The following is a 20172-nucleotide window of genomic DNA, read 5'->3' on the forward strand; positions in this document are numbered from 1 at the left end:
ATGATCTGGAAACGTCATTTAACGCTGGATGAACTGAATGCCACCAGTCAGAACACGATGGTGGCGCATTTAGGCATGGTCTATACCCGACTGGGGGATGATGTGCTGGAAGCCGAAATGCCGGTGGATAGCCGGACGCATCAGCCGTTTGGTCTGCTGCACGGCGGCGCGTCGGCGGCCCTGGCGGAAACATTGGGTTCGATGGCGGGTTATCTGATGACTCGCGACGGGCAGTGTGTGGTGGGTACGGAACTGAACGCCACGCACCATCGGGCGGTTGCGCAGGGGAAAGTGCGCGGCGTTTGCCAGCCGTTGCACCTCGGGCGTCAGAGTCAAAGCTGGGAAATCGTCATCTTTGATGAGCAGGGACGACGCTGTTGCACCTGTCGTTTAGGCACTGCGGTGATGGGGTGAGTCGCCCGACAAAGTAAAATGAAATTGCAGGGTTAACGGCTAAATGAAGTGATCCAGTTAACAATGCAATGTAAATACTCAGTGATACTTCGGGTTTACATGGTTGTCAGGTTGTTAAATTCAGAAAAGATGTTATAGAAACAAAATGTAACATCTCTCTGACCAGGACAACGGAAAACCAAGTATGAATAAATCAGGGAAGTACCTCGTCTGGACAGTGCTCTCCGTTATGGGAGCATTTGCCCTCGGCTATATCGCATTAAATCGTGGCGAACAGATCAACGCGTTGTGGATAGTCGTGGCGTCGGTCTGTGTCTACCTTATCGCTTACCGTTTCTACGGCCTGTACATCGCGAAAAATGTACTGGCGCTGGACCCGACGCGTATGACGCCAGCTGTGCGTCATAACGATGGTCTGGACTATGTTCCTACCGATAAAAAAGTGCTGTTTGGCCACCATTTCGCGGCGATTGCTGGAGCGGGTCCATTAGTTGGACCGGTGCTGGCGGCGCAAATGGGCTATCTGCCGGGTATGATCTGGCTGCTTGCCGGGGTGGTACTGGCGGGGGCGGTGCAGGACTTTATGGTGCTGTTTGTTTCTACCCGTCGCGATGGTCGTTCCCTTGGCGAACTGGTGAAAGAAGAAATGGGCCCAACGGCGGGCGTCATTGCTCTGGTGGCCTGTTTTATGATCATGGTGATTATCCTCGCGGTACTGGCGATGATCGTCGTGAAAGCGCTGACCCACAGCCCGTGGGGAACCTACACCGTCGCCTTTACTATCCCGCTGGCGATCTTCATGGGGATTTACCTGCGTTATCTGCGCCCGGGCCGCATTGGTGAAGTGTCGGTCATCGGTCTGGTATTCCTGGTGTTTGCTATTATTTCCGGCGGCTGGGTGGCTGAAAGCCCGACCTGGGCACCGTACTTTGACTTTACCGGCGTACAGTTGACCTGGATGCTGGTGGGATACGGCTTTGTCGCCGCCGTACTGCCGGTGTGGCTGCTGCTGGCACCGCGTGATTATCTCTCTACCTTCCTGAAAATTGGTACCATTGTTGGTCTGGCGGTAGGGATTCTGATCATGCGTCCGACGCTGACCATGCCTGCGCTGACCAAGTTTGTTGACGGTACAGGCCCGGTCTGGAGCGGTAACCTGTTCCCGTTCCTGTTTATTACCATCGCCTGCGGTGCGGTCTCTGGTTTCCACGCGCTGATTGCCTCCGGCACCACGCCGAAGATGCTGGCGAATGAAGGTCAGGCCTGTTTTATTGGCTACGGCGGGATGCTGATGGAATCCTTTGTCGCCATTATGGCGCTGGTGGCGGCCTGCGTTATCGACCCGGGCGTCTACTTTGCGATGAACAGCCCGATGGCTGTACTGGCACCTGCCGGAACCACCGATGTGGTTGCGTCAGCGGCACAGGTTGTGAGCAGTTGGGGCTTTGTTATCACGCCTGATACGCTGCATCAGATTGCGAACGATGTCGGCGAACAATCCATTATCTCCCGCGCAGGCGGTGCGCCGACGCTGGCGGTGGGCATGGCGTATATTCTGCATGGTGCGCTGGGCGGCATGATGGATGTGGCGTTCTGGTATCACTTCGCCATTCTGTTTGAAGCCCTGTTTATTCTGACGGCGGTAGACGCCGGTACGCGTGCCGCACGCTTTATGCTGCAGGATCTGCTGGGCGTGGTGTCACCGGGTCTGAAACGTACCGATTCGCTGCCTGCGAACCTGCTGGCAACGGCGCTGTGCGTGCTGGCCTGGGGTTACTTCTTGCACCAGGGCGTGGTGGATCCATTGGGTGGTATTAATACCCTGTGGCCACTGTTTGGTATCGCCAACCAGATGCTGGCCGGTATGGCGTTGATGCTTTGCGCGGTGGTGCTGTTCAAGATGAAACGTCAGCGCTACGCGTGGGTGGCGCTGGTGCCAACGGCCTGGCTGCTGATTTGTACCCTGACCGCCGGCTGGCAGAAAGCGTTTAGCCCGGATGCGAAAATTGGCTTCCTCGCCATCGCTAACAAGTTCCAGGCGATGATCGACAGCGGTAATATTCCGGCGCAGTACACTCAGTCGCAGCTGACGCAGTTGGTGTTTAACAACCGCCTGGATGCGGGTCTCACTATCTTCTTCATGGTAGTCGTTGTGGTGCTGGGTCTGTTCTCCATCAAAACTGCACTGGCAGCACTGAAAGAGGACAAACCTACGTCGAAAGAAACGCCATACGAACCGATGCCTGAGAATGTCGAAGAGATCGTGGCGCAGGCGAAAGGCGCGCACTAATATTCTCTTAACCAACGAGCCCTCTCCTGAATGGGGAGGGCGTTTGTTCGACAGGGAACCACTATGTTTGAAACGCTCTCTAAAGCCGGGAAGTATTTGGGTCAAACCGCCCGATTAATGATAGGTGTGCCGGATTACGACAACTATGTTGAGCATATGCGCGTCACGCATCCGGACCTGACGCCAATGACCTACGAAGAATTTTTCCGCGAACGCCAGGATGCGCGCTACGGGGGGAAAGGCGGCGCACGCTGCTGTTAATGCTCTTCATCATTCAAGCTGCAGGCGTGTTCACCCTGGTCACTTACTCTAGTAAGCACCAGGGGGGCGCTGCGTTGCCGCCATCAGGCATCCCACACCATAATCACACCGTAAACGATTCTACTTTTTCGAACGCTGCGCGCAGCGTCTGTGGCGTTAACGTTACCGGCAGCGCATGAATGGACTCCACAGGGCGCAGGGTGTGCGCAATCACGTTGTCGATTTCGGCGCGGTTGTTGATGTCCACGTCCAGTTGAGCCAACCGGGTTGGCAGGTTGAAGCGCTGATAGGCGGTAATTAACTGCGCCAGCACATCATCTTGTCCCAGCAGCGCGCTTTGCACCAGTATGCCGTACGCCACTTTGGTGCCATGTAAAAACTTCTCCGTTTGCGGGAGCACGGTCAGGCCATTATGTACCGAATGCGCCGCCGCCACGCGGGTGTAGCGCTCACCCAGACCGCCGACCATGCCGCCTCCGGCAATAATTGCATCCACTACATCGCAAAATGTGCGGCTTAACGTGCCTTGTTGCTTATCGACCAGCGCCTGCTCGCTGCTTTCCAACAGGACGTCGCGGATCGTCTGCGCAGCATGGATACCCAGACGTACGGTCAGAGGCAGGTTTTCCGGCTCAGGTGCGAGCACGACTGCCTCGTACCATTTCGCCAGCGTGTCGCCGATCCCCGCCAGTAAGTATTCTTCAGGCGCATCGAGAACGATCTCTGGCTCGACCAGCACGAGGAAATTGGCGTCAGCGAAAATTTCGAAATGCAGCGCCTGGCCTGCATCGTTGTACCAGACGGAGAGCGGTGTCCATGCGGCGCAGGTCGCTGCGATAGTAGGAATACCGACAAAAGGCAGACCCAGACGACGAGCCAGCGCTTTGGCCGTGTCGAGCAATGTCCCGCCGCCCACACCAATCACCACGCTGCGATTGTCTCCTGACTCTTTTGCCAGTTGAGTAACATCGGTTTCGCTGCAATGTCCCGTAAACAGCAGGTGCCTTGCATCGGCAAGATGAAATGCCTCAGGCAGATAAGGGCGGGCCGCGTCGATGGCGCGTTCACCGTAAACCCATACGGCGCGTGAGAGTTGCTCTGCGGTGAAAAAATCGTTGAGTCTTGACAGGCTGCCGGGATGGGAAAAATAGTTGGCCGGGCCGGTGACGACGCGAATCTCGGTATTACTCATGTTGTGTTGTCCTTTTGGCTGTCCTGTCAATGCAGGTTATTTTTATATAGACGTCTGAACGTCTTGATTGCCAAATACTAGCATCGTGCTATAGTGGCTTCAACCACAACATCACACGCTGGGATAACAATAATGAGTAATAACCCGCTGATTCCGCAAAGCAAACTGCCTAATCTTGGCACCACTATCTTCACGCAAATGAGCGCGCTGGCGCAGCAGCATCAGGCCATTAACCTCTCGCAGGGATTTCCTGATTTTGACGGCCCACTTTTTTTGCAGGAACGCCTGGCGTATCACGTCGCGCATGGCGCAAACCAGTATGCGCCGATGACGGGCGTACAGCCGTTGCGCGAAGCCATTGCGGATAAAACCGCGCAGTTGTACGGCTATAAACCTGATGCGAATAGTGAAGTGACCGTGACGGCGGGGGCCACAGAAGCGCTGTTCGCCGCAATTACGGCGCTGGTGCGTCCTGGCGATGAGGTGATTTGTTTTGACCCGAGCTACGACAGCTATGCGCCCGCGGTCGAATTATCCGGCGGCGTAGTTAAACGTATCGCGCTGCAACCGCCGTCTTTTCGCGTCAACTGGCAGGAATTTAGCGCTGTACTCAGCGAACGTACCCGACTGGTGATCCTTAACACGCCGCACAACCCTTCCGCCACCGTATGGCATCACGCCGATTTTGATGCCCTGTGGCAGGCAATTAAAGAACGTGAGATCTTTGTCATTAGCGACGAAGTTTATGAGCACATTTGCTTCGCCGGACAGGGACATGCCAGCGTGCTGGCGCATTCACACCTGCGCGAACGCGCCGTTGCCGTTTCATCGTTTGGGAAGACCTACCATATGACCGGCTGGAAAGTCGGCTACTGCGTTGCGCCTGCCGCCATTAGCGCTGAATTACGCAAGGTACACCAGTATCTGACGTTCTCAGTGAATACGCCGGCTCAGCTGGCGCTGGCGGATATGCTGCGGGAGGATCCAACACACTATCGTGAGTTGCCAGCCTTTTATCAGAAAAAACGCGATGTGTTGGTGAACGCGCTGCGTGACAGCCGACTGGAAATTTTGCCGTGTGAAGGCACCTATTTTCTGCTGGTCGATTACAGTGCCGTCTCCACACTTAACGACGTTGAGTTTTGCCAGTGGCTGACCAAAGAAGTGGGCGTTGCCGCGATCCCGTTGTCGGTTTTCTGCGCCGATCCTTTCCCGCATAAGCTGATTCGCCTATGTTTTGCCAAGCAAGAATCGACGCTGCTGGCGGCAGCCGAACGTCTGGTTGCGCTGTAGTTATTTTACTGTCCAGGCTTTGGAGAAGCGACGGTCGGCAAATAACTCTTGCAGACCGTTAATTTGTTTCAGACGTAAAACCTCATCGTCGTCCATACCTAACTCTTTACTGATTTTCTCTGCGCTCCATCCCAGTAGTGATAATTCACGAACGATTTCCGACATGGCATGAATTTTATGCCGCCCACGGGCACGGTTATGACGAATTGTCGCTGCCATGCGTTCATGGCGTTCACGCTGTAAACAGGTGACCGGCAGGTAGCCATGCAGGCGTGATTTCAGCGACGGTTTGCTTTTACCTAGCTCATGACGGTGGAAACCATCGACAATTTCGTATTCTTCCGCCGTGGAGTGAACTACCACGATGGGCTGCGTGAATCCGTCTGCTTCGAGGGATTTCTGCAGCAGCTTTTTCTCCGGAGGCGCAACGTTATTAGGGTTATAGTCATTGGGTGATATATGCTCGTTTTTAATCCATAGTACACAGTCTACTGGCTCTTCACGAAAAGGGCTGACGCTGTGGATAGCCATTCTGAATTGGTTGATTGCTTCAATTCGCTCTTCTTCTGACAGCCCAGAAAGAAAACCAGTGAGTTCTTGAGTTAGTCGGTGTTGCATAAGATTCCCCATTGCTGGCGTTTTATTTTCATGCGTTCATTATAACGTTGGTAGTTTTTGGGTTTTGTTGGGCTGAATGACAGCGCCCGGCACCAGTAGTCGTTATTCAGCAGGACTTTACAGATACGCCGCCACGACGGAATATCCGCTGAGCCAATATCTTTTTCCTGAGTTTGCGGGATATTGTCCATGCCCTTTTTCTTATACCACTGCAAATAGATGGCGATTTTATTGCGATAATGCTCAGCGGTCGTTTCCGGCATACTGTTGAGTAGCAGCATGGCGTATTCCTGCCAGTTTAAATGTTCGGGTTTCAATATTTTGCGGTGCCCGTAAAAATGGTTATCGTGACCGGCATAAATTCCGCCACTTTTTACACCGCTGACACGGGCGCACATGGCTGCCCAGCGCTCGGGTTCAATGACGTGATATAGCCATAATCCCTGACGCTGTTCCGGGCCAAAAGGCTCACAAATACGCATGTAACGTGTTGGGACACCGGCCTGATACATGAGATTGTATAAGGGATTGCACGACATTCTGGTTTTTGCGAACCAGGTCCAGATATCGGCAGTTTTCCAGTCATAAATCGGGTAAATATACCAGGTATGCCCGCCGGGGGCGCTGGTGGTCCAGGGTTTATCATCGGCAAAGCGCTGCTTTTGCGAATTGGCAATGGCGACAAAACGATTATATGACTCATCGGCGCGGATCCCGACCATCATGCCGGCTGGACGTTTCTCTGAATACCAGTCAGCGAACTCGCGAACAAATTGTTCAAAGGTCATGCCGGGTTGATAGAAGGAGAAATACTCTGGATCGGTTATGGCATCCGTGGGAGGCTGGCGAACCCACGGAGTACCTGGTTCCCAACACTGCCATTCTGGCTGAAATTGAGAGAGGGAATTCTGGGTGGTGAGTGGTAAAGCCACCCAATAAAAGCGCTCGATGATATCGGAATAACGTGCACGAAGCGCCTCAACATAATCAATAGTGCAGGAAAACTGGGCTTCCCAGTCGATAAATAGTACGTCAATTTTTTTATGCAGTTGGCGTGCAAGCATAGCTGTCAGATGTAGCATCAGTCCTGAATCTTTCCCGCCGGAGAAAGAGACACAAACTCGAGGCAGAGTTTCCAGCGCCCAGGTTATGCGCTCCAGAGCGGCGTCCAGCACGTTTTGATCAAGCGGGATTTTATAAATAGACATATTAAACTCATATCAAAATTATTATTTAAAACAATAACAAATGCTGACAATAAGATATGCTAATTTTTTCCAGGTGCAACGTTTTAATACATTCATGGTTATTTTGAATTATGCTCATTCATAAATATTTAAAATGAATAGGTAAAGTTCTACTTGGTAGTTCTTTTATCATGTTTATCATTTATTTTATTAATTAAATTAACGAAGCCAGTATTGTTGAGTGATGCTCTGTTATACATCAAAAATAAATTTATTTTTGGTAAGGGAATATCGATACAGATCTCTTTTAAATTAAATGATCCGGTATATTGTTCGTAAATATCTCTTGGTAGCAGACCTATGATGTCTGTATTTGAAATAATGTTAATGATCGTTATTAATGAGTCGCTGCGGAAGCCAACATCTCGATTAGCCAGCAATGTGCTGGTTTGTTGCCAGTATTCCTTAACACCTGTATCTTCAGAAATAAGTTGCGTGAACTGTTCTTTTAATATTGTTTCAAGCGTACTTTCTCCATTAATTCTCGGATGATTTTTGTTGCAAACTAATATTGTTTCGACAGTTTTAAATGGCGAGCATATTATCGAGCGATTACTCACTGGAGCGGTAGCAATGACTAAATCTGCTTTTCTGTAAGCCAACAGATTTTCCGTACTTTCAGCAGTGATGAGTATGTTATGGTGCTCAATTTCGACATGCGATTCTTCTCTGACAAAATGAATAATTTCCTCGATGTTGATAATTGTTGGTAGTTGTGGACAGTAAATAATGAATTTTTTCTTCAGACTGGAGTTATTCATGATGTTTATTGTCTGCTCCAGACTGTTGAGATTTTTCTCAAGATGATGATGAAGGTTAATCCCCATAATCGTTGGTGTTATGCCTTTTCCGGAGCGGATAAACAGTGGGTCATTAAATTGTGTGCGTAGCCGTTGCAGTGACTGGCTAACGGCAGAGGGGGTGATATACAAAGTTTCGGCAGCTTTAGTGATACTCAAATGTTGATAAATACACTCAAAGATAACCAATAGATTGAGATCGAACTTTTTAAGGTCATAGAGGTTAGCCATACATACCTTCCTGTGATGGTCATGTTTTGAAAAATTTAATTCTGAAATATTTTAAGTTGTGAATATTCTTGTGGTTTATGTTTGTGTGCTTAATGAATTATTAATTTAAACTAAAAATAGCACATGTTGCGTAATTTTGACCAAAAAAGTTAATCTAAATGAGTGATTGACATGGGAATGATAACAACCACTCATTTTTTCACATTTATTTATTACCCATGATAATGTTTAATTTCTCCTTATCCGGTAAGCCGATTTCCTGTTGTAACGTATCGTCTCTACTCATGTAATAGATAGCCGGCGTGACGTTGGCGCCTAAATCATCCATCAACTTTTGATTGATATTCAATACCTTCATCTGCTCCGGTGAGACGGAGGTCGGGATTTGTAGCTTCATTTTCCCACCGGATGCCTCATAGTCATGCCAGGTCTTGGCCGGATCTTTTGCGGCCAGAATCGCTGCGGCGGTAGCCGGGCTTTCGGGTTTAATTACGCCAACCAGTATTGTGCGCAACTGAACTTTACCTGAGTCTACCCACGGGCGAGCCTTCTGCCAGAACTGTTTGCAATAGGGACAGAAGGGATCGGCAAACACGTAAACAATGACCGGAGCCTCTTTTTTCCCGTCCAGAATCCAGGATGCTTTTTCCATTCGCTGCCACATTTCGCGCCCGGCAGGGGCGTAGATCTCTTTTTCTATCAGCGTATTACTAAGGTTTTCGCCTTTTTCGTTATACATATAACCGGAAATGGCGTGTTTACCGTCAGGCGTAACATAAATAGTAACGCCCATATCCTGGTATTTTCCCAGGTAGCCCTTCATTCCACCCGGCGCGTCGAAGGGTTTGAGAATAGTAATGCCCTGTTTCTCAATAGCTTTAACGGGGGCAGGAAGTTCTTCGGCGTGCACCACGGCAGGAAGCAGGGTTAAGAGTAAGGTACGTTTAAACATTGATTTTCCTTATAAAATCAGAAGGAAAGGGGGCTAAGTTGCAAAACCTATCGCAGCCATAGGTAAGATCGACCATCTGTCGATTGCCCTTTCTTGAGTGGGGTGATGTAATCCCAATCGCTGTTACGACCTTTGTTAAGGTAATGTAGAGCGCAACACATAGCCAGCCCTGCTGGCACTGACGTTACCTGCGGGTAGCTCGGGTAATGAGGCTCCCTGCAAAGGGGGCCTTTTTTACTTTTATCTTTAGGTTCACAACATGAGTTTGAGTGGGTTGTTAGTTAACGCTTATTGATTTGATAAAGGAAACGCATTAGCCCTGCGAAGAGATTTTCGTTAACTTATCTCTCAACGAAAACACGGAGGAAGTACAGATGTCTTTGATTAATACCAAAATTAAACCTTTCAAAAACCAGGCGTTCAAAAACGGTGAGTTCATCGAAGTAACCGAGAAAGATACCGAAGGTCGCTGGAGCGTCTTCTTCTTCTACCCGGCTGACTTTACTTTCGTTTGCCCGACCGAGCTGGGTGATGTGGCTGACCACTACGAAGAACTGCAGAAACTGGGCGTAGATGTCTATTCCGTATCTACTGACACCCACTTCACCCACAAAGCATGGCACAGCAGCTCTGACACCATCGCGAAAATCAAATACGCGATGATCGGCGACCCGACTGGCGCCCTGACCCGTAACTTCGACAACATGCGTGAAGATGAAGGTCTGGCTGACCGCGCAACCTTCGTTGTAGACCCGCAGGGTATCATCCAGGCAATCGAAGTTACCGCTGAAGGTATCGGCCGTGATGCGTCTGACCTGCTGCGTAAAATTAAAGCCGCACAGTATGTTGCCTCTCACCCAGGTGAAGTTTGCCCGGCGAAATGGAAAGAAGGCGAAGCGACCCTGGCTCCATCCTTAGATCTGGTCGGTAAGATTTAAGTCGCATAATTTGTCGGCCGGATAAACGCAGTGCATCCGGCCATTCCACAGGCGCAGTTTGCGCCTGTTTCATTCCAGCACCATGACGCAAGTTGCATTAATGCAGTCCCGCAAAGTCGGCTTGCATGATGATGTTTTCAGAGAGGGAAGAAGAATGCTCGACACAAATATGAAAACCCAGCTCAAGGCTTATCTTGAGAAACTGACCAAACCTGTTGAGCTGATTGCTACGCTGGATGACAGCGCTAAATCGGCAGAAATCAAGGAACTGCTGACTGAAATTGCTGAACTGTCAGAAAAAGTCACCTTTAAAGAAGACAATACTCTGGCGGTACGCAAGCCATCGTTCCTGATCACCAATCCAGGTTCTCACCAGGGGCCGCGCTTTGCCGGTTCTCCGCTGGGCCATGAGTTTACCTCCCTGGTGCTGGCGCTGCTGTGGACCGGTGGTCATCCGTCAAAAGAGGCGCAGGCGTTGCTGGAGCAGATCCGCGATCTCGACGGTGATTTTGAGTTTGAAACCTATTATTCGCTTTCCTGTCATAACTGTCCGGACGTGGTACAGGCGCTGAACCTGATGTCGGTACTGAATCCACGCATCAAGCATACGGCGATTGACGGCGGTACATTCCAGAACGAAATTACCGATCGCAACGTGATGGGCGTTCCGGCGGTGTATATGAACGGCAAAGAGTTCGGTCAGGGGCGTATGACGCTGACTGAGATCGTGGCGAAAGTAGATAGCGGCGCAGAAAAACGTGCGGCACAAGAGCTGAACAAACGTGATGCTTATGACGTGCTGATTGTCGGTTCCGGTCCTGCGGGGGCGGCAGCGGCAGTGTACTCTGCACGTAAAGGTATTCGCACCGGTCTGATGGGCGAACGTTTTGGCGGTCAGGTTCTTGATACCGTTGATATTGAAAACTACATCTCGGTACCGAAAACCGAAGGCCAGAAACTGGCGGGCGCGCTGAAAGCACACGTTGATGACTATGATGTTGATGTGATCGACAGCCAGAGCGCAAGTAAACTGGTTCCGGCGGCGCAGGAAGGCGGTTTACATCAGATTGAAACGGCATCCGGCGCGGTGCTCAAAGCACGCAGCATTATCATTGCCACCGGTGCGAAATGGCGCAACATGAACGTTCCGGGTGAAGATCAGTATCGCACCAAAGGCGTAACCTACTGCCCGCACTGCGATGGCCCGCTGTTCAAAGGCAAGCGCGTTGCGGTGATTGGTGGCGGCAACTCCGGTGTTGAAGCTGCTATTGACCTGGCAGGCATTGTTGAACATGTGACGCTGCTGGAGTTCGCACCTGAAATGAAGGCTGACCAGGTGCTGCAGAATAAGCTTCGCAGTCTGAAAAACGTCGATATTATTCTGAATGCGCAAACGACAGAAGTGAAAGGCGATGGCAGCAAAGTCACCGGCCTGGAGTATCGCGACCGCGTGAGTGGCGACGTTCACAGTGTGGAACTGGCGGGTATCTTTGTACAGATAGGTCTGCTGCCAAACACCAACTGGTTGGAAGGTGCCGTCGAGCGTAATCGCATGGGTGAAATCATCATCGATGCCAAGTGCGAAACCAGCGTGAAGGGGGTTTTCGCCGCTGGTGACTGCACCACCGTACCGTATAAGCAGATCATCATTGCGACCGGTGAAGGCGCGAAGGCCTCATTGAGTTCGTTTGATTATCTGATTCGCACGACAGTAGCATAAAAAAAGTAAGACACACCTGCAATGCCAAAACCGTCAGCCATCCGCTGGCGGTTTTTTATTTCCACGCTTTCAGATTGTCAATTCTTGAAACAATAAACCGCGTAACACATTTATTTAATGAGTCTGACCATTAGTTTCATCAAAGAAAGATGAGGCGTTTTCTTTATTATATCAACCTGTGTTACGTTTTCATTTGTTTTATGAATAAATGGTTGGTTAATTCATGGGTGAAATATATGAAACCCTGACGATCTTTGAATCGACAGGGTTATTGTTGCGTGATTTTTTTATTTCTCACGATAGTCACACGCTGAAAGCGGCTTATTCAGCTCTGGAAGCACATGCCTCGAGGCTAACAGAACAGGAGTGGTTGGACGCGGAGTACGACTTCAATGCGCTATTTGTTGGGCCACAGACGTTAAAGGCTGCGCCGTTCGCTTCGGTTTATCTCGAAGAAGATGCCCTCGTAATGGGTAAATCAACTTTGAGCATTCGGGAATTCATGGCAAATATAGGTTTATCTATAAACCACAAAAATAATATACCGGATGATCATATTTCATATGTATTGGAATTGGCTGTTTTATTATCGGCTAATGCCAGAACATCAGCTAAATACCAGGTCGCCTTCACTCGATGTGTAAGTGAGTATATAGCGCTGTGGGTGCCCGAGTATATCGAAAAAATAAATATAAATGCACAAACCGCCACGCTGAAAACCGTAGCGGGAAGGTTGTCTTCTTGGCTTAATGAATTAAACACGAGAGTATCAATATGAGTAATGAACCGGGAGTTCTGAACAGACGTTCATTTTTGAAAGGGTTAGTTGCCCTTGGAACCGTGGCTGCCCTGCCTGGGGGGTTGCTGACTTCACGCTGCGCATTGGCGCAACCGCCAATTCCGTTTAACCCTAAAACTTACAAAATTTCTCGCAACGCCTGTCCGCGTAACTGCTATGACACCTGTAGCCTGAAAACCTGGGTGAAGGATGACGTCATTACCTTTGTGGAAGGCGCGCCTGAGTCAACGTTTACGCATGGAACACCCTGTGTAAAAGGTCTGACTTATCCTCGCCGGGTGTATAGCCCGGATCGCATTAAATATCCGATGGTTCAGGATGTTCGCGGCAGCGGTAACTGGCGTCGTATCTCCTGGGACGAAGCAATGCAGCGCATTGCGACCAAGATGCTGGAGATTAAAAAGAAAGACGGCTCAATGCTGGGGCTGGCGCTGTCAAAATACTCAGGCAACCTTGGGGTGATGGGTTATGCCGTTGAAGGGATGATGTCTTCGCTGGGTTACACCACCCGTTTTGCCGGGACACCTTGCTGGCCAGCCGGTATCGACGCCCAGAACTATGATATGGGGGATATGTGGTGTAACGACCCGGAAGATTTTGTAAAAGCAAAATATATCATCATCTGGGGCGCGAATCCGGCCTGGTGCTCTATGCACACTATGAAATACATCTATCAGGCGCGGGAGAAAGGCGCAAAAGTTGTCGTTATCGATCCGCTGTTAACGCAGACCGCCGCGAAAGCCGATCTTTATTTACGTGTTCGCCCAGGCTCAGATGGCGCTCTGGCGCTGGGCATGGCGCGTCACCTGGTGGATAAAGGTTTAGTTGATCAGGATTTCGTCAATAACTATTCCCACGGATACCCGGAATTCGAAGCTTATCTGCGCAGCAGTGTGACCGTCGAGTGGGCCGCTGAAATTTGCGGTCTGTCGGCGGATGCCATTCGCCAGTTAGCGGAAGAGTTTACGGCGGTTAATCCTGCCACCGTGTGGATTGGCTACGGCATGCAGCGCCATGTTAACGGCGGCGCTAACGTACGGGCGATCGATGCCTTTGTGGCAATGACCGGCAATATTGGTATTGAGGGCGGCGGTGCCCGCTACGGTCATCTGCAGACATGGGGTTATAACTACCATGGAATGATGCAGAAGCCTCCTGCAGGTTCTGTCGGAATAAAAGGCGCAGGTGGTCCGGTGGGTGAGTTTGTCAGCGATAGCGGTGAGAAGAGCGAATACTCCGATCGTGCGCTGAATATCAACCAGACGGCGCAAGGGATTCTGGACGCCAGTGAACCACCGGTACGGATGCTGTGGGTGGCCTCTAAAAACCCGTTTGCTCAGGATTTCGACCGCAACAAGATGATCAAAGCGTTTGATAAACTGGAAATGGTGGTTTGTGTCGACCAGTTCTTCAACGAAACCGTCCAACATGCGGATATCGTGCTGCCTGTCACTACCACCTTTGAACAATGGGATGTCTCTTCGTCTTATTGGCACTACTGGTTATCCGTCAACGAGCCGGCTATCAAACCGCTGTATGAGTGCAAGAGCGATCCGGAAATCGCGGCGCTGCTGTCCAAAACCATCAATAAACTGGAACCCGGTTCATGTACCTTCCCGCAGGCGTTTGATGCTAAACGCTGGTTGGATCAGGAATTTAATGAGGGGATGGGGAAACAGTTTGGCATTGCGGGCTGGGATGACCTGCTGGAAGGACCACGCAAAGCAAAAATGGTCAGCACCGCGGCCTGGTACGATCGCAAGTTCAAAACGCCGTCAGGCAAGTACGAGTTCAAATCAGAACGTTGTGCGGAAAATGGTCACACGGCTTTGTCGGAATATAAAGCGGGTGCACAGGGTGCGCTGCCGTTCCACCTGTTTACACCTCATCTTCAGTACGGTCTGCACTCGCAGTTTGTCAATCTGGACTGGATGCAGGTTTTCTGGCCAGAACCCTTTGTTTATATCCACCCGCTTGCTGCACAGAAAAAGGGCATCACTGAGGGCGCTCACGTCAAAGTCTTCAACGAGGTGGGCCATGTTGAGTTGCGAGCCAAAATTACCACTAATGTGCCGGAAGATTTTCTTGTGATGTACGAATCCTGGTTCAACAAGCTTAGTTACAACGTACAGAATGTGGTCAAAGATACGCCCGCCGATATGGGAAAAATGGCGACAGGCGCGCCCGGTGCGGCCATACACAGTCAATTTGTAGATATTACTCTGTCAGGAAATGAAGGAGCTGCGGCATGAGACGCGCGTTTTTAGTCAATAGCGATAAGTGCATCGGCTGCCGTGGCTGTGCGATGGCGTGTAAGAGTTTTAATCAGCTGGAGCCTGAACGTTTCTGGCGCTATGTCTACCCGCTGGATAAAGAAATTTACCCGCATGAGGAGCGAGCGTTCTACTCGCTGGCCTGTAACCATTGCGAAAATCCGGCCTGCCTGGCGGCTTGTCCGGTAGAGGCGTACACCAAACGCGAGGATGGTGTTGTGGTGCATAATCCGGAACGTTGTATCGGATGCAAAAACTGTATCCGCAATTGCCCATACGGTGCGCCGCGCTTTAATGAAGAGATGAAAAAAGCGGAAAAATGCAGCATGTGCTACGAGCGTCTCGATGTCGGTATGCAGCCGGCGTGCGTGAGTGCCTGCCCGGTAGGCGCCCTGACGCTTATCGATCTGGATGCCGATCCGATCCCCAACAATGCCGTACAGTATCCGCCGGGATTCCCACGTATGCCGCAGCTTAACCCTGGCACGCGTTTTATCCTCGCGCGTCAACCGAAGCAACCGGAGGGCAAGTAATGGAAAAGTATGAATTCCCTCTGGTTATTTTTACCGTATTGAGCCAGATGTCGGTTGGTATAACGCTCATTCTGACGCTGCGCACGCTGCAAGGGAAACTGGAAAGAAAGCGCCTGTACTGGCTGGTAAGCGGGCTGGTTCTGGCGGCTGCTTCCGTGGCGGCGGTATTGCACCTGGCGCATCCGGATCGCGCCTACAATGCCCTGATTAACCTCCAGCATGCCTGGCTGAGCCGTGAGATTCTCGGCGCAACTTTATACGGCGCGGCGGTGGGCGTGACGTTTTTGGCAAAAGGGCACAAAGCGCCGGCCGTTCTGGCCTCTGTTCTCGGGATCGCGCTGGTGGCGGTACAGGGGATGACCTATGCCGCCCCGGCGATGGTGGCGATCGCCAACGGTCTGACGATGCTGCTGTTCTTCATCACGGTGTGGGTTATGGGTTGTGCGGCGATTCCGCTGCTTAACCTCACGCCTGCCGTTGCCGCATTGCGTCAGGGGATTGTCGTTTGTATGGCGGTCATGATTGCCGCGCCCATTATCTGGCTAAGTGGTGGCACCATCATGCAGATGACGGCACATGCCTGGCTGACGTCGCCGCTTTATCTGGCAAGTCTGGTGTGTCTGGCGGTGGCCTTTGTCCTCAGCCGCCAGGGCGAGCGTCGTGCAAAAGCGCTCTTTGTCCTGCTGTTTGTTGGCGTATTCCTGGGTCGTCTGACGTTCTTTGGCGATACGGTTAGTACTATCGTGAATATCGGTCATTTGTACTGATCGTCAGGCAATAAAAACCCCTGTCAGGCATTAACCTGGCAGGGGTTTTCTTTAGCAAATTAGAGGCTATTAACGTACAACCAGCACTGGCAGAGTAGCGTGGCGAACAACGCTGGAAGCGTTTGAGCCAAGCAGATGAGTGCTGATTGATGGGTTGCGCGATCCAATGACGACCACATCCGCATTCAACTCTTCACCCAACTCGTTGACGACGTCACGTACGCTGCCAAAGCGGACGTGTTGTTTAATACGGGAAGGATCGATGCTGAAGTGACCGACCATCGTTTGCAGACGGGTTTCCGCTTCGTGTTGTAGATGCTCTTCAAAACGACGGACATCGGCTGCAAAGCGGTGCAGGCTTAAGCTTGCTGAGCCTGGCAGCACATGCAGCAGATGAATAACCCCGTTTTCCTGTGCCAGAAATTCTGCATGGCGAATAGCCTTGTCGCTCAGTTCCATTTCGAATACATCAACAGGCATTATGATTGTGTTGTACATAAACATTCTCCTTGTCATTACATGAACACATATCAGCATAGTATTAAAAATGATTCTGTCAGTCACGACACAGATTTATGTTTTGCGAACAGGAGATAAGGTGAGAGTCAGGAGCTGGGGACTAACCGGAAAGAGGATGCGGATGCATCCCCTGTAAGATAAAGCGAGTGGCTTTGATAAGACAGAGTTAGCGCAGGTAGTCGCCCGCAGCTTCAGGTTGGTACTCAAGCTCTATGACTTCGAGGTGTGTTGAGGTCCCGCCTGGTAGTTCCCAGTGAATGGTGTCGCCAACGCGCAGGCCCAGAAGTGCAGCGCCAACAGGTGCCATTACCGAAAGCTGTGTGCTGCTGTCAGTCATATTGGCCGGATACACCAGGGTACGCACACGGACTTCGCCATCACTCAGATTGCGGAATTTCACGCGGCTGTTCATGGTCACGACATCGTGCGGCATGGTTTCTGGTGAACACATTTGGGCACGATCCAGCTCGGCGTTCAGGGCGTCGGCAATCGGTAAACCAGCAAACGCAGGTTGCTCCAACAGGCGGTCAATGCGTTCCGCATCGAGGTCGTTAATGATGATAGTTGGTCTGGACATTTGTTACTCCATGTCGTCGATACTGCGGGTGCGCAGGTAAATAATCCCAAAAGAAAACCCTCACCGTCAGGCGGCAAGGGTTTAGCTTTTATGATGATACTGAGACTTACCCCTGGTTTGAAGTGATTTAGTTCACATTCAGGCAAATCATCAATATTGTTGCGTATGGTGTGATTTTAGCCGAAAAACGCGATCGTTCTCCAATTTGCATTATGCTTTTTAAGCGCTCGCTGCGGGCGCGTCAAACAACTCAGTGTTCCGCGACAGGAGATCTCATGAGCCAGTACGACAAACTTACCTTGAAAGACGGCAGCTATTTGCATTTTAAAGATTGGGGAAGTGGGCAGCCTATCGTCTTTAGCCATGGCTGGCCGCTGACGGCAGATGCGTTTGAGGATCAGATGCTGTTCCTCGGGTCGAAAGGATTTCGGGTGATCGCCCATGACAGGCGTGGGCATGGGCGTTCAGCCCAGCCCTGGGATGGTCACAATATGGATCAGTATGCTGACGATCTGGCTGAACTTACCGCGCATCTCAATCTTAAAGATGCCGTACATGTCGGACACTCTACCGGGGGCGGGGAAGTGGCGAGGTACATTGGACGCCATGGAACGCAGCGGGTAGCCAAAGCGGTGTTAATCGGCGCGGTGACGCCCATAATGATCAAGACCGACTTTAACCCAAATGGTGTGCCGAAAGAGGTGTTTGATGGCATCCGTGAGGGAGTGATAAACGATCGCGCTGCCTTCTTCTATGAACTGACCGCTGCATTTTATGGCTACAACCGCCCGGGCGTAAATGCGTCGAAAGCCGTTCGTGAAAGCTTTGTTGAACAAGGCTTACAAGGTTCCATCAAAGCGTTGTACGACTGTATTCACGCGTTTTCAGAAACTGACCTGCGTGAGGATCTCAAAAAGATGACTATTCCGACGCTGGTGATCCATGGTGATGACGATCAGATTGTCCCGTTTGAAACCTGCGGAAAGGTTGCGGCGGAAATACTGCCGGACGCGCAGTTGAAGGTGTATGTTGGCGGTTCGCATGGCATTTGCACTACCCATAAACAACAGATCAACGGCGATCTGCTCAACTTTATTCAATCGTAATCTTTAGCGGATTGTTCTACGCTGATCTTCTTTTTCCAGGGAGATGAGCGAAGCATAATTTGTGCTGCGCTGATGTTAACTTCAACAGAGAACACTATGTATTTCTATCAACCATCACAAGGACACGGCTTACCGCATGACCCGCTGAATGCCATCATTGGACCGCGCCCTATTGGCTGGATTGCCTCCCGCGACAGCGACGGTCGGCATAACCTTGCACCTTACAGTTTCTTTAACTGCTTTAATTATCACCCGCCGATTATCGGTTTCGCCAGCAGCGGCTGGAAAGATAGCGTGCAGAATATTATCGACACCGGTGAGTTTGTCTGGAATCTGACGACTCTTGAGCTGGCCAGCGCGATGAACGAAACGTCAGCCAGCTTGCCTCACGGCGAGGATGAGTTTTTTGCCGCCGGGCTTAGCAAAGCAGATAGTCGGATAGTCAGCGTGCCGCGCGTGGCGCAAAGCCCGGTCAATTTTGAGTGTCGCTTATCGCAAAGTCTGCAACTGACCACCGCTGATGGTTCGCCTGTTGAAACCTGGCTGGTGCTGGGAGAAGTGGTGGGTATTCATATTGATGAAACGCTACTGGAAGGCGGCATCTACCAGACGGCGAAAGCAAAACCGGTACTGCGTGCGGGCGGGCCAACGGCGTATTATTCGATCAGTGAAACACACCGCTTTGATTTAATTCGCCCGGATGCCCGTTCAAAACGCTAACCATATGGACCGACGCCAGCTTGCCGCGCCGGTCGTTATTTTCAGTATCCCACTTTGTCGATAATAAACTGTTTACCGCAGTTACCCGGATGCGGTTGCGGTAAGAATGACTGTGCGGATAACGTCTGGTTAATGGTGTCGGCTTTCAGGGTCAATTGGATTTCTGTGAGATAGGCCGGATTGCCGTGGCAGCTTAGCTTCACGGCTTTGACGTTCTCTCTGCCCCAGCTTTTAGCGACGGCGGCGTCAAATGCGCTGCGGCTGACGGTTTTGCCGTAGTTTTCCGCGAGGAATTTGCCAGCCTCGCTGTTCTTAACCTCATTATTCATCCGTACCATCGTGCCGAAGTATGCGTCGGGATCAAAACCGAAACAGGCGCCATGCTTGGCATATTCGTAACGTTCCAGACAAGATCTCCCGCCGGCACCGGGCATTACGGCACTGAGTTTTGCCGCGCTTTCCAGCGACAGGCCCGTTTCGGGAGCCGCGCATTTACGGCTGGCGCGCGCTTCAGGCAGGTTGGGAATAGGGCGAGTCGCGCAGCCAAAGCGCATCCAGCGGCGGTTGTCTACTCCACGGGCGGCGATGGATTTTGGCAGGCTGGGCCATAAACCGTGAACGGTCAGGAAATCTGCTTTATCCGCGCTCTCTTTTTGCAGACGACATTCGTCGGGCTCTTGACGATTTCTCTCGTATTGGCTCTGACAAAATCCGGTTTGCCAGGAGAGGGCCAGCACGTAGCTGTCAAAATCAGCGTACTGTTTTGCCTGAAGTTCGTCGGCCTGAGCTACAGAAACTGGGAGCAGAAGTGCTGCCAGCAGCGAAGAATAACGCCATGTTGATGTCATGATGATTTCGGATACTTATATCAATTCTGAATATCATCTATTTAATCATAAAAAATGCCAGTCAGGTTTAGCTG

At 51.0% G+C, this 20172-nt stretch carries 20 protein-coding genes; 12 read left to right on the top strand and 8 right to left on the bottom strand.

Going from position 1 to position 20172, the window contains the following annotated elements; all coding sequences use genetic code 11:
- From entH to BZK42_RS08255, 3 genes are all read left to right on the top strand, one after another.
- A complete protein-coding gene (entH, locus tag BZK42_RS08245) occupies positions 1–414 on the top strand; it encodes a proofreading thioesterase EntH (RefSeq protein ID WP_029139447.1) in 414 nt (137 codons plus the stop codon).
- 184 nt (positions 415–598) lie between these two features.
- On the top strand, positions 599–2704 hold the full coding sequence (gene cstA / locus BZK42_RS08250) for a pyruvate/proton symporter CstA (protein ID WP_016152202.1): 2106 nt from the start codon (positions 599–601) through the stop codon (positions 2702–2704).
- Between the two features lie 63 nt (positions 2705–2767).
- A complete protein-coding gene (locus BZK42_RS08255) occupies positions 2768–2965 on the top strand; it encodes a YbdD/YjiX family protein (RefSeq protein WP_019076244.1) in 198 nt (65 codons plus the stop codon).
- A 103-nt stretch (positions 2966–3068) separates the two neighbouring features.
- Here the strand turns inward: BZK42_RS08255 and BZK42_RS08265 are convergent, their stop codons facing one another.
- The gene (locus BZK42_RS08265) at positions 3069–4157 is read right to left on the bottom strand and encodes an oxidoreductase (RefSeq protein WP_046275111.1); all 1089 of its coding nucleotides are present in this window, start codon (positions 4155–4157) and stop codon (positions 3069–3071) included.
- 132 nt (positions 4158–4289) lie between these two features.
- Here BZK42_RS08265 and BZK42_RS08270 point away from each other — a divergent pair, with 132 nt between their 5' ends.
- Positions 4290–5450 carry a pyridoxal phosphate-dependent aminotransferase gene (locus BZK42_RS08270; protein ID WP_046275110.1) on the top strand — a complete coding sequence of 387 codons (1161 nt, stop codon included), beginning with the start codon at positions 4290–4292 and terminating at the stop codon, positions 5448–5450.
- On the opposite strand, the gene BZK42_RS08275 is transcribed toward BZK42_RS08270, so the two are convergent.
- The 4 genes from BZK42_RS08275 to dsbG all read right to left on the bottom strand — a co-directional run bounded on the left by BZK42_RS08275 (position 5451) and on the right by dsbG (position 9298).
- On the bottom strand, positions 5451–6068 hold the full coding sequence (locus BZK42_RS08275) for an IbrB-like domain-containing protein (protein WP_046275109.1): 618 nt from the start codon (positions 6066–6068) through the stop codon (positions 5451–5453). It lies immediately after the preceding gene.
- Positions 6053–7276 (bottom strand): phosphoadenosine phosphosulfate reductase, encoded by a 1224-nt coding sequence (locus BZK42_RS08280; protein WP_046275108.1) that lies wholly within the window; start codon positions 7274–7276, stop codon positions 6053–6055. Before BZK42_RS08280 ends, BZK42_RS08275 begins: the two co-directional genes overlap by 16 nt.
- Positions 7277–7425: 149 nt before the next feature.
- Positions 7426–8346: a DNA-binding transcriptional repressor CitR gene (gene citR, locus BZK42_RS08285; protein WP_080858989.1), complete on the bottom strand. Its 921-nt coding sequence runs from the start codon at positions 8344–8346 to the stop codon at positions 7426–7428.
- Between the two features lie 205 nt (positions 8347–8551).
- The gene (dsbG, locus tag BZK42_RS08290; protein WP_046274577.1) at positions 8552–9298 is read right to left on the bottom strand and encodes a thiol:disulfide interchange protein DsbG; all 747 of its coding nucleotides are present in this window, start codon (positions 9296–9298) and stop codon (positions 8552–8554) included.
- A 374-nt stretch (positions 9299–9672) separates the two neighbouring features.
- On the opposite strand from dsbG, the gene ahpC reads away from it, so the two are divergent.
- The 6 genes from ahpC to BZK42_RS08320 all read left to right on the top strand — a co-directional run bounded on the left by ahpC (position 9673) and on the right by BZK42_RS08320 (position 16328).
- On the top strand, positions 9673–10236 hold the full coding sequence (gene ahpC, locus BZK42_RS08295; RefSeq protein WP_004859485.1) for an alkyl hydroperoxide reductase subunit C: 564 nt from the start codon (positions 9673–9675) through the stop codon (positions 10234–10236).
- 154 nt (positions 10237–10390) lie between these two features.
- On the top strand, positions 10391–11956 hold the full coding sequence (gene ahpF / locus BZK42_RS08300) for an alkyl hydroperoxide reductase subunit F (RefSeq protein WP_016152210.1): 1566 nt from the start codon (positions 10391–10393) through the stop codon (positions 11954–11956).
- Between the two features lie 223 nt (positions 11957–12179).
- Positions 12180–12734, top strand: a complete 555-nt coding sequence (locus BZK42_RS08305; protein ID WP_080858990.1) for a TorD/DmsD family molecular chaperone — start codon at positions 12180–12182, stop codon at positions 12732–12734.
- On the top strand, positions 12731–15007 hold the full coding sequence (locus BZK42_RS08310; RefSeq protein ID WP_080858991.1) for a molybdopterin-dependent oxidoreductase: 2277 nt from the start codon (positions 12731–12733) through the stop codon (positions 15005–15007). The genes BZK42_RS08305 and BZK42_RS08310 overlap by 4 nt, the downstream gene beginning before the upstream one ends.
- Positions 15004–15561: a 4Fe-4S dicluster domain-containing protein gene (locus tag BZK42_RS08315; RefSeq protein ID WP_049269768.1), complete on the top strand. Its 558-nt coding sequence runs from the start codon at positions 15004–15006 to the stop codon at positions 15559–15561. Before BZK42_RS08310 ends, BZK42_RS08315 begins: the two co-directional genes overlap by 4 nt.
- Positions 15561–16328 (top strand): dimethyl sulfoxide reductase anchor subunit family protein, encoded by a 768-nt coding sequence (locus BZK42_RS08320; protein ID WP_080858992.1) that lies wholly within the window; start codon positions 15561–15563, stop codon positions 16326–16328. Before BZK42_RS08315 ends, BZK42_RS08320 begins: the two co-directional genes overlap by 1 nt.
- Positions 16329–16397: 69 nt before the next feature.
- Here the strand turns inward: BZK42_RS08320 and uspG are convergent, their stop codons facing one another.
- Positions 16398–16826: a universal stress protein UspG gene (gene uspG / locus BZK42_RS08325; protein ID WP_016152215.1), complete on the bottom strand. Its 429-nt coding sequence runs from the start codon at positions 16824–16826 to the stop codon at positions 16398–16400.
- Positions 16827–17013: 187 nt separating this feature from the next.
- The gene (rnk, locus tag BZK42_RS08330) at positions 17014–17424 is read right to left on the bottom strand and encodes a nucleoside diphosphate kinase regulator (RefSeq protein WP_005120853.1); all 411 of its coding nucleotides are present in this window, start codon (positions 17422–17424) and stop codon (positions 17014–17016) included.
- Positions 17425–17699: 275 nt separating this feature from the next.
- On the opposite strand from rnk, the gene BZK42_RS08335 reads away from it, so the two are divergent.
- Positions 17700–18530, top strand: coding sequence for an alpha/beta fold hydrolase (locus tag BZK42_RS08335; protein WP_016152216.1), 831 nt, complete (start codon positions 17700–17702; stop codon positions 18528–18530).
- Between the two features lie 96 nt (positions 18531–18626).
- Positions 18627–19250, top strand: a complete 624-nt coding sequence (locus BZK42_RS08340) for a flavin reductase family protein (RefSeq protein ID WP_047359504.1) — start codon at positions 18627–18629, stop codon at positions 19248–19250.
- 41 nt (positions 19251–19291) lie between these two features.
- Here BZK42_RS08340 and rna read toward each other — a convergent pair whose 3' ends face one another.
- Positions 19292–20098 (bottom strand): ribonuclease I, encoded by an 807-nt coding sequence (rna, locus tag BZK42_RS08345; protein WP_080858993.1) that lies wholly within the window; start codon positions 20096–20098, stop codon positions 19292–19294.
- Positions 20099–20172 lie beyond the last annotated feature (74 nt).

Origin of the sequence: Citrobacter braakii, from assembly GCF_002075345.1 — a bacterium.
Classification (GTDB): domain Bacteria; phylum Pseudomonadota; class Gammaproteobacteria; order Enterobacterales; family Enterobacteriaceae; genus Citrobacter; species Citrobacter braakii.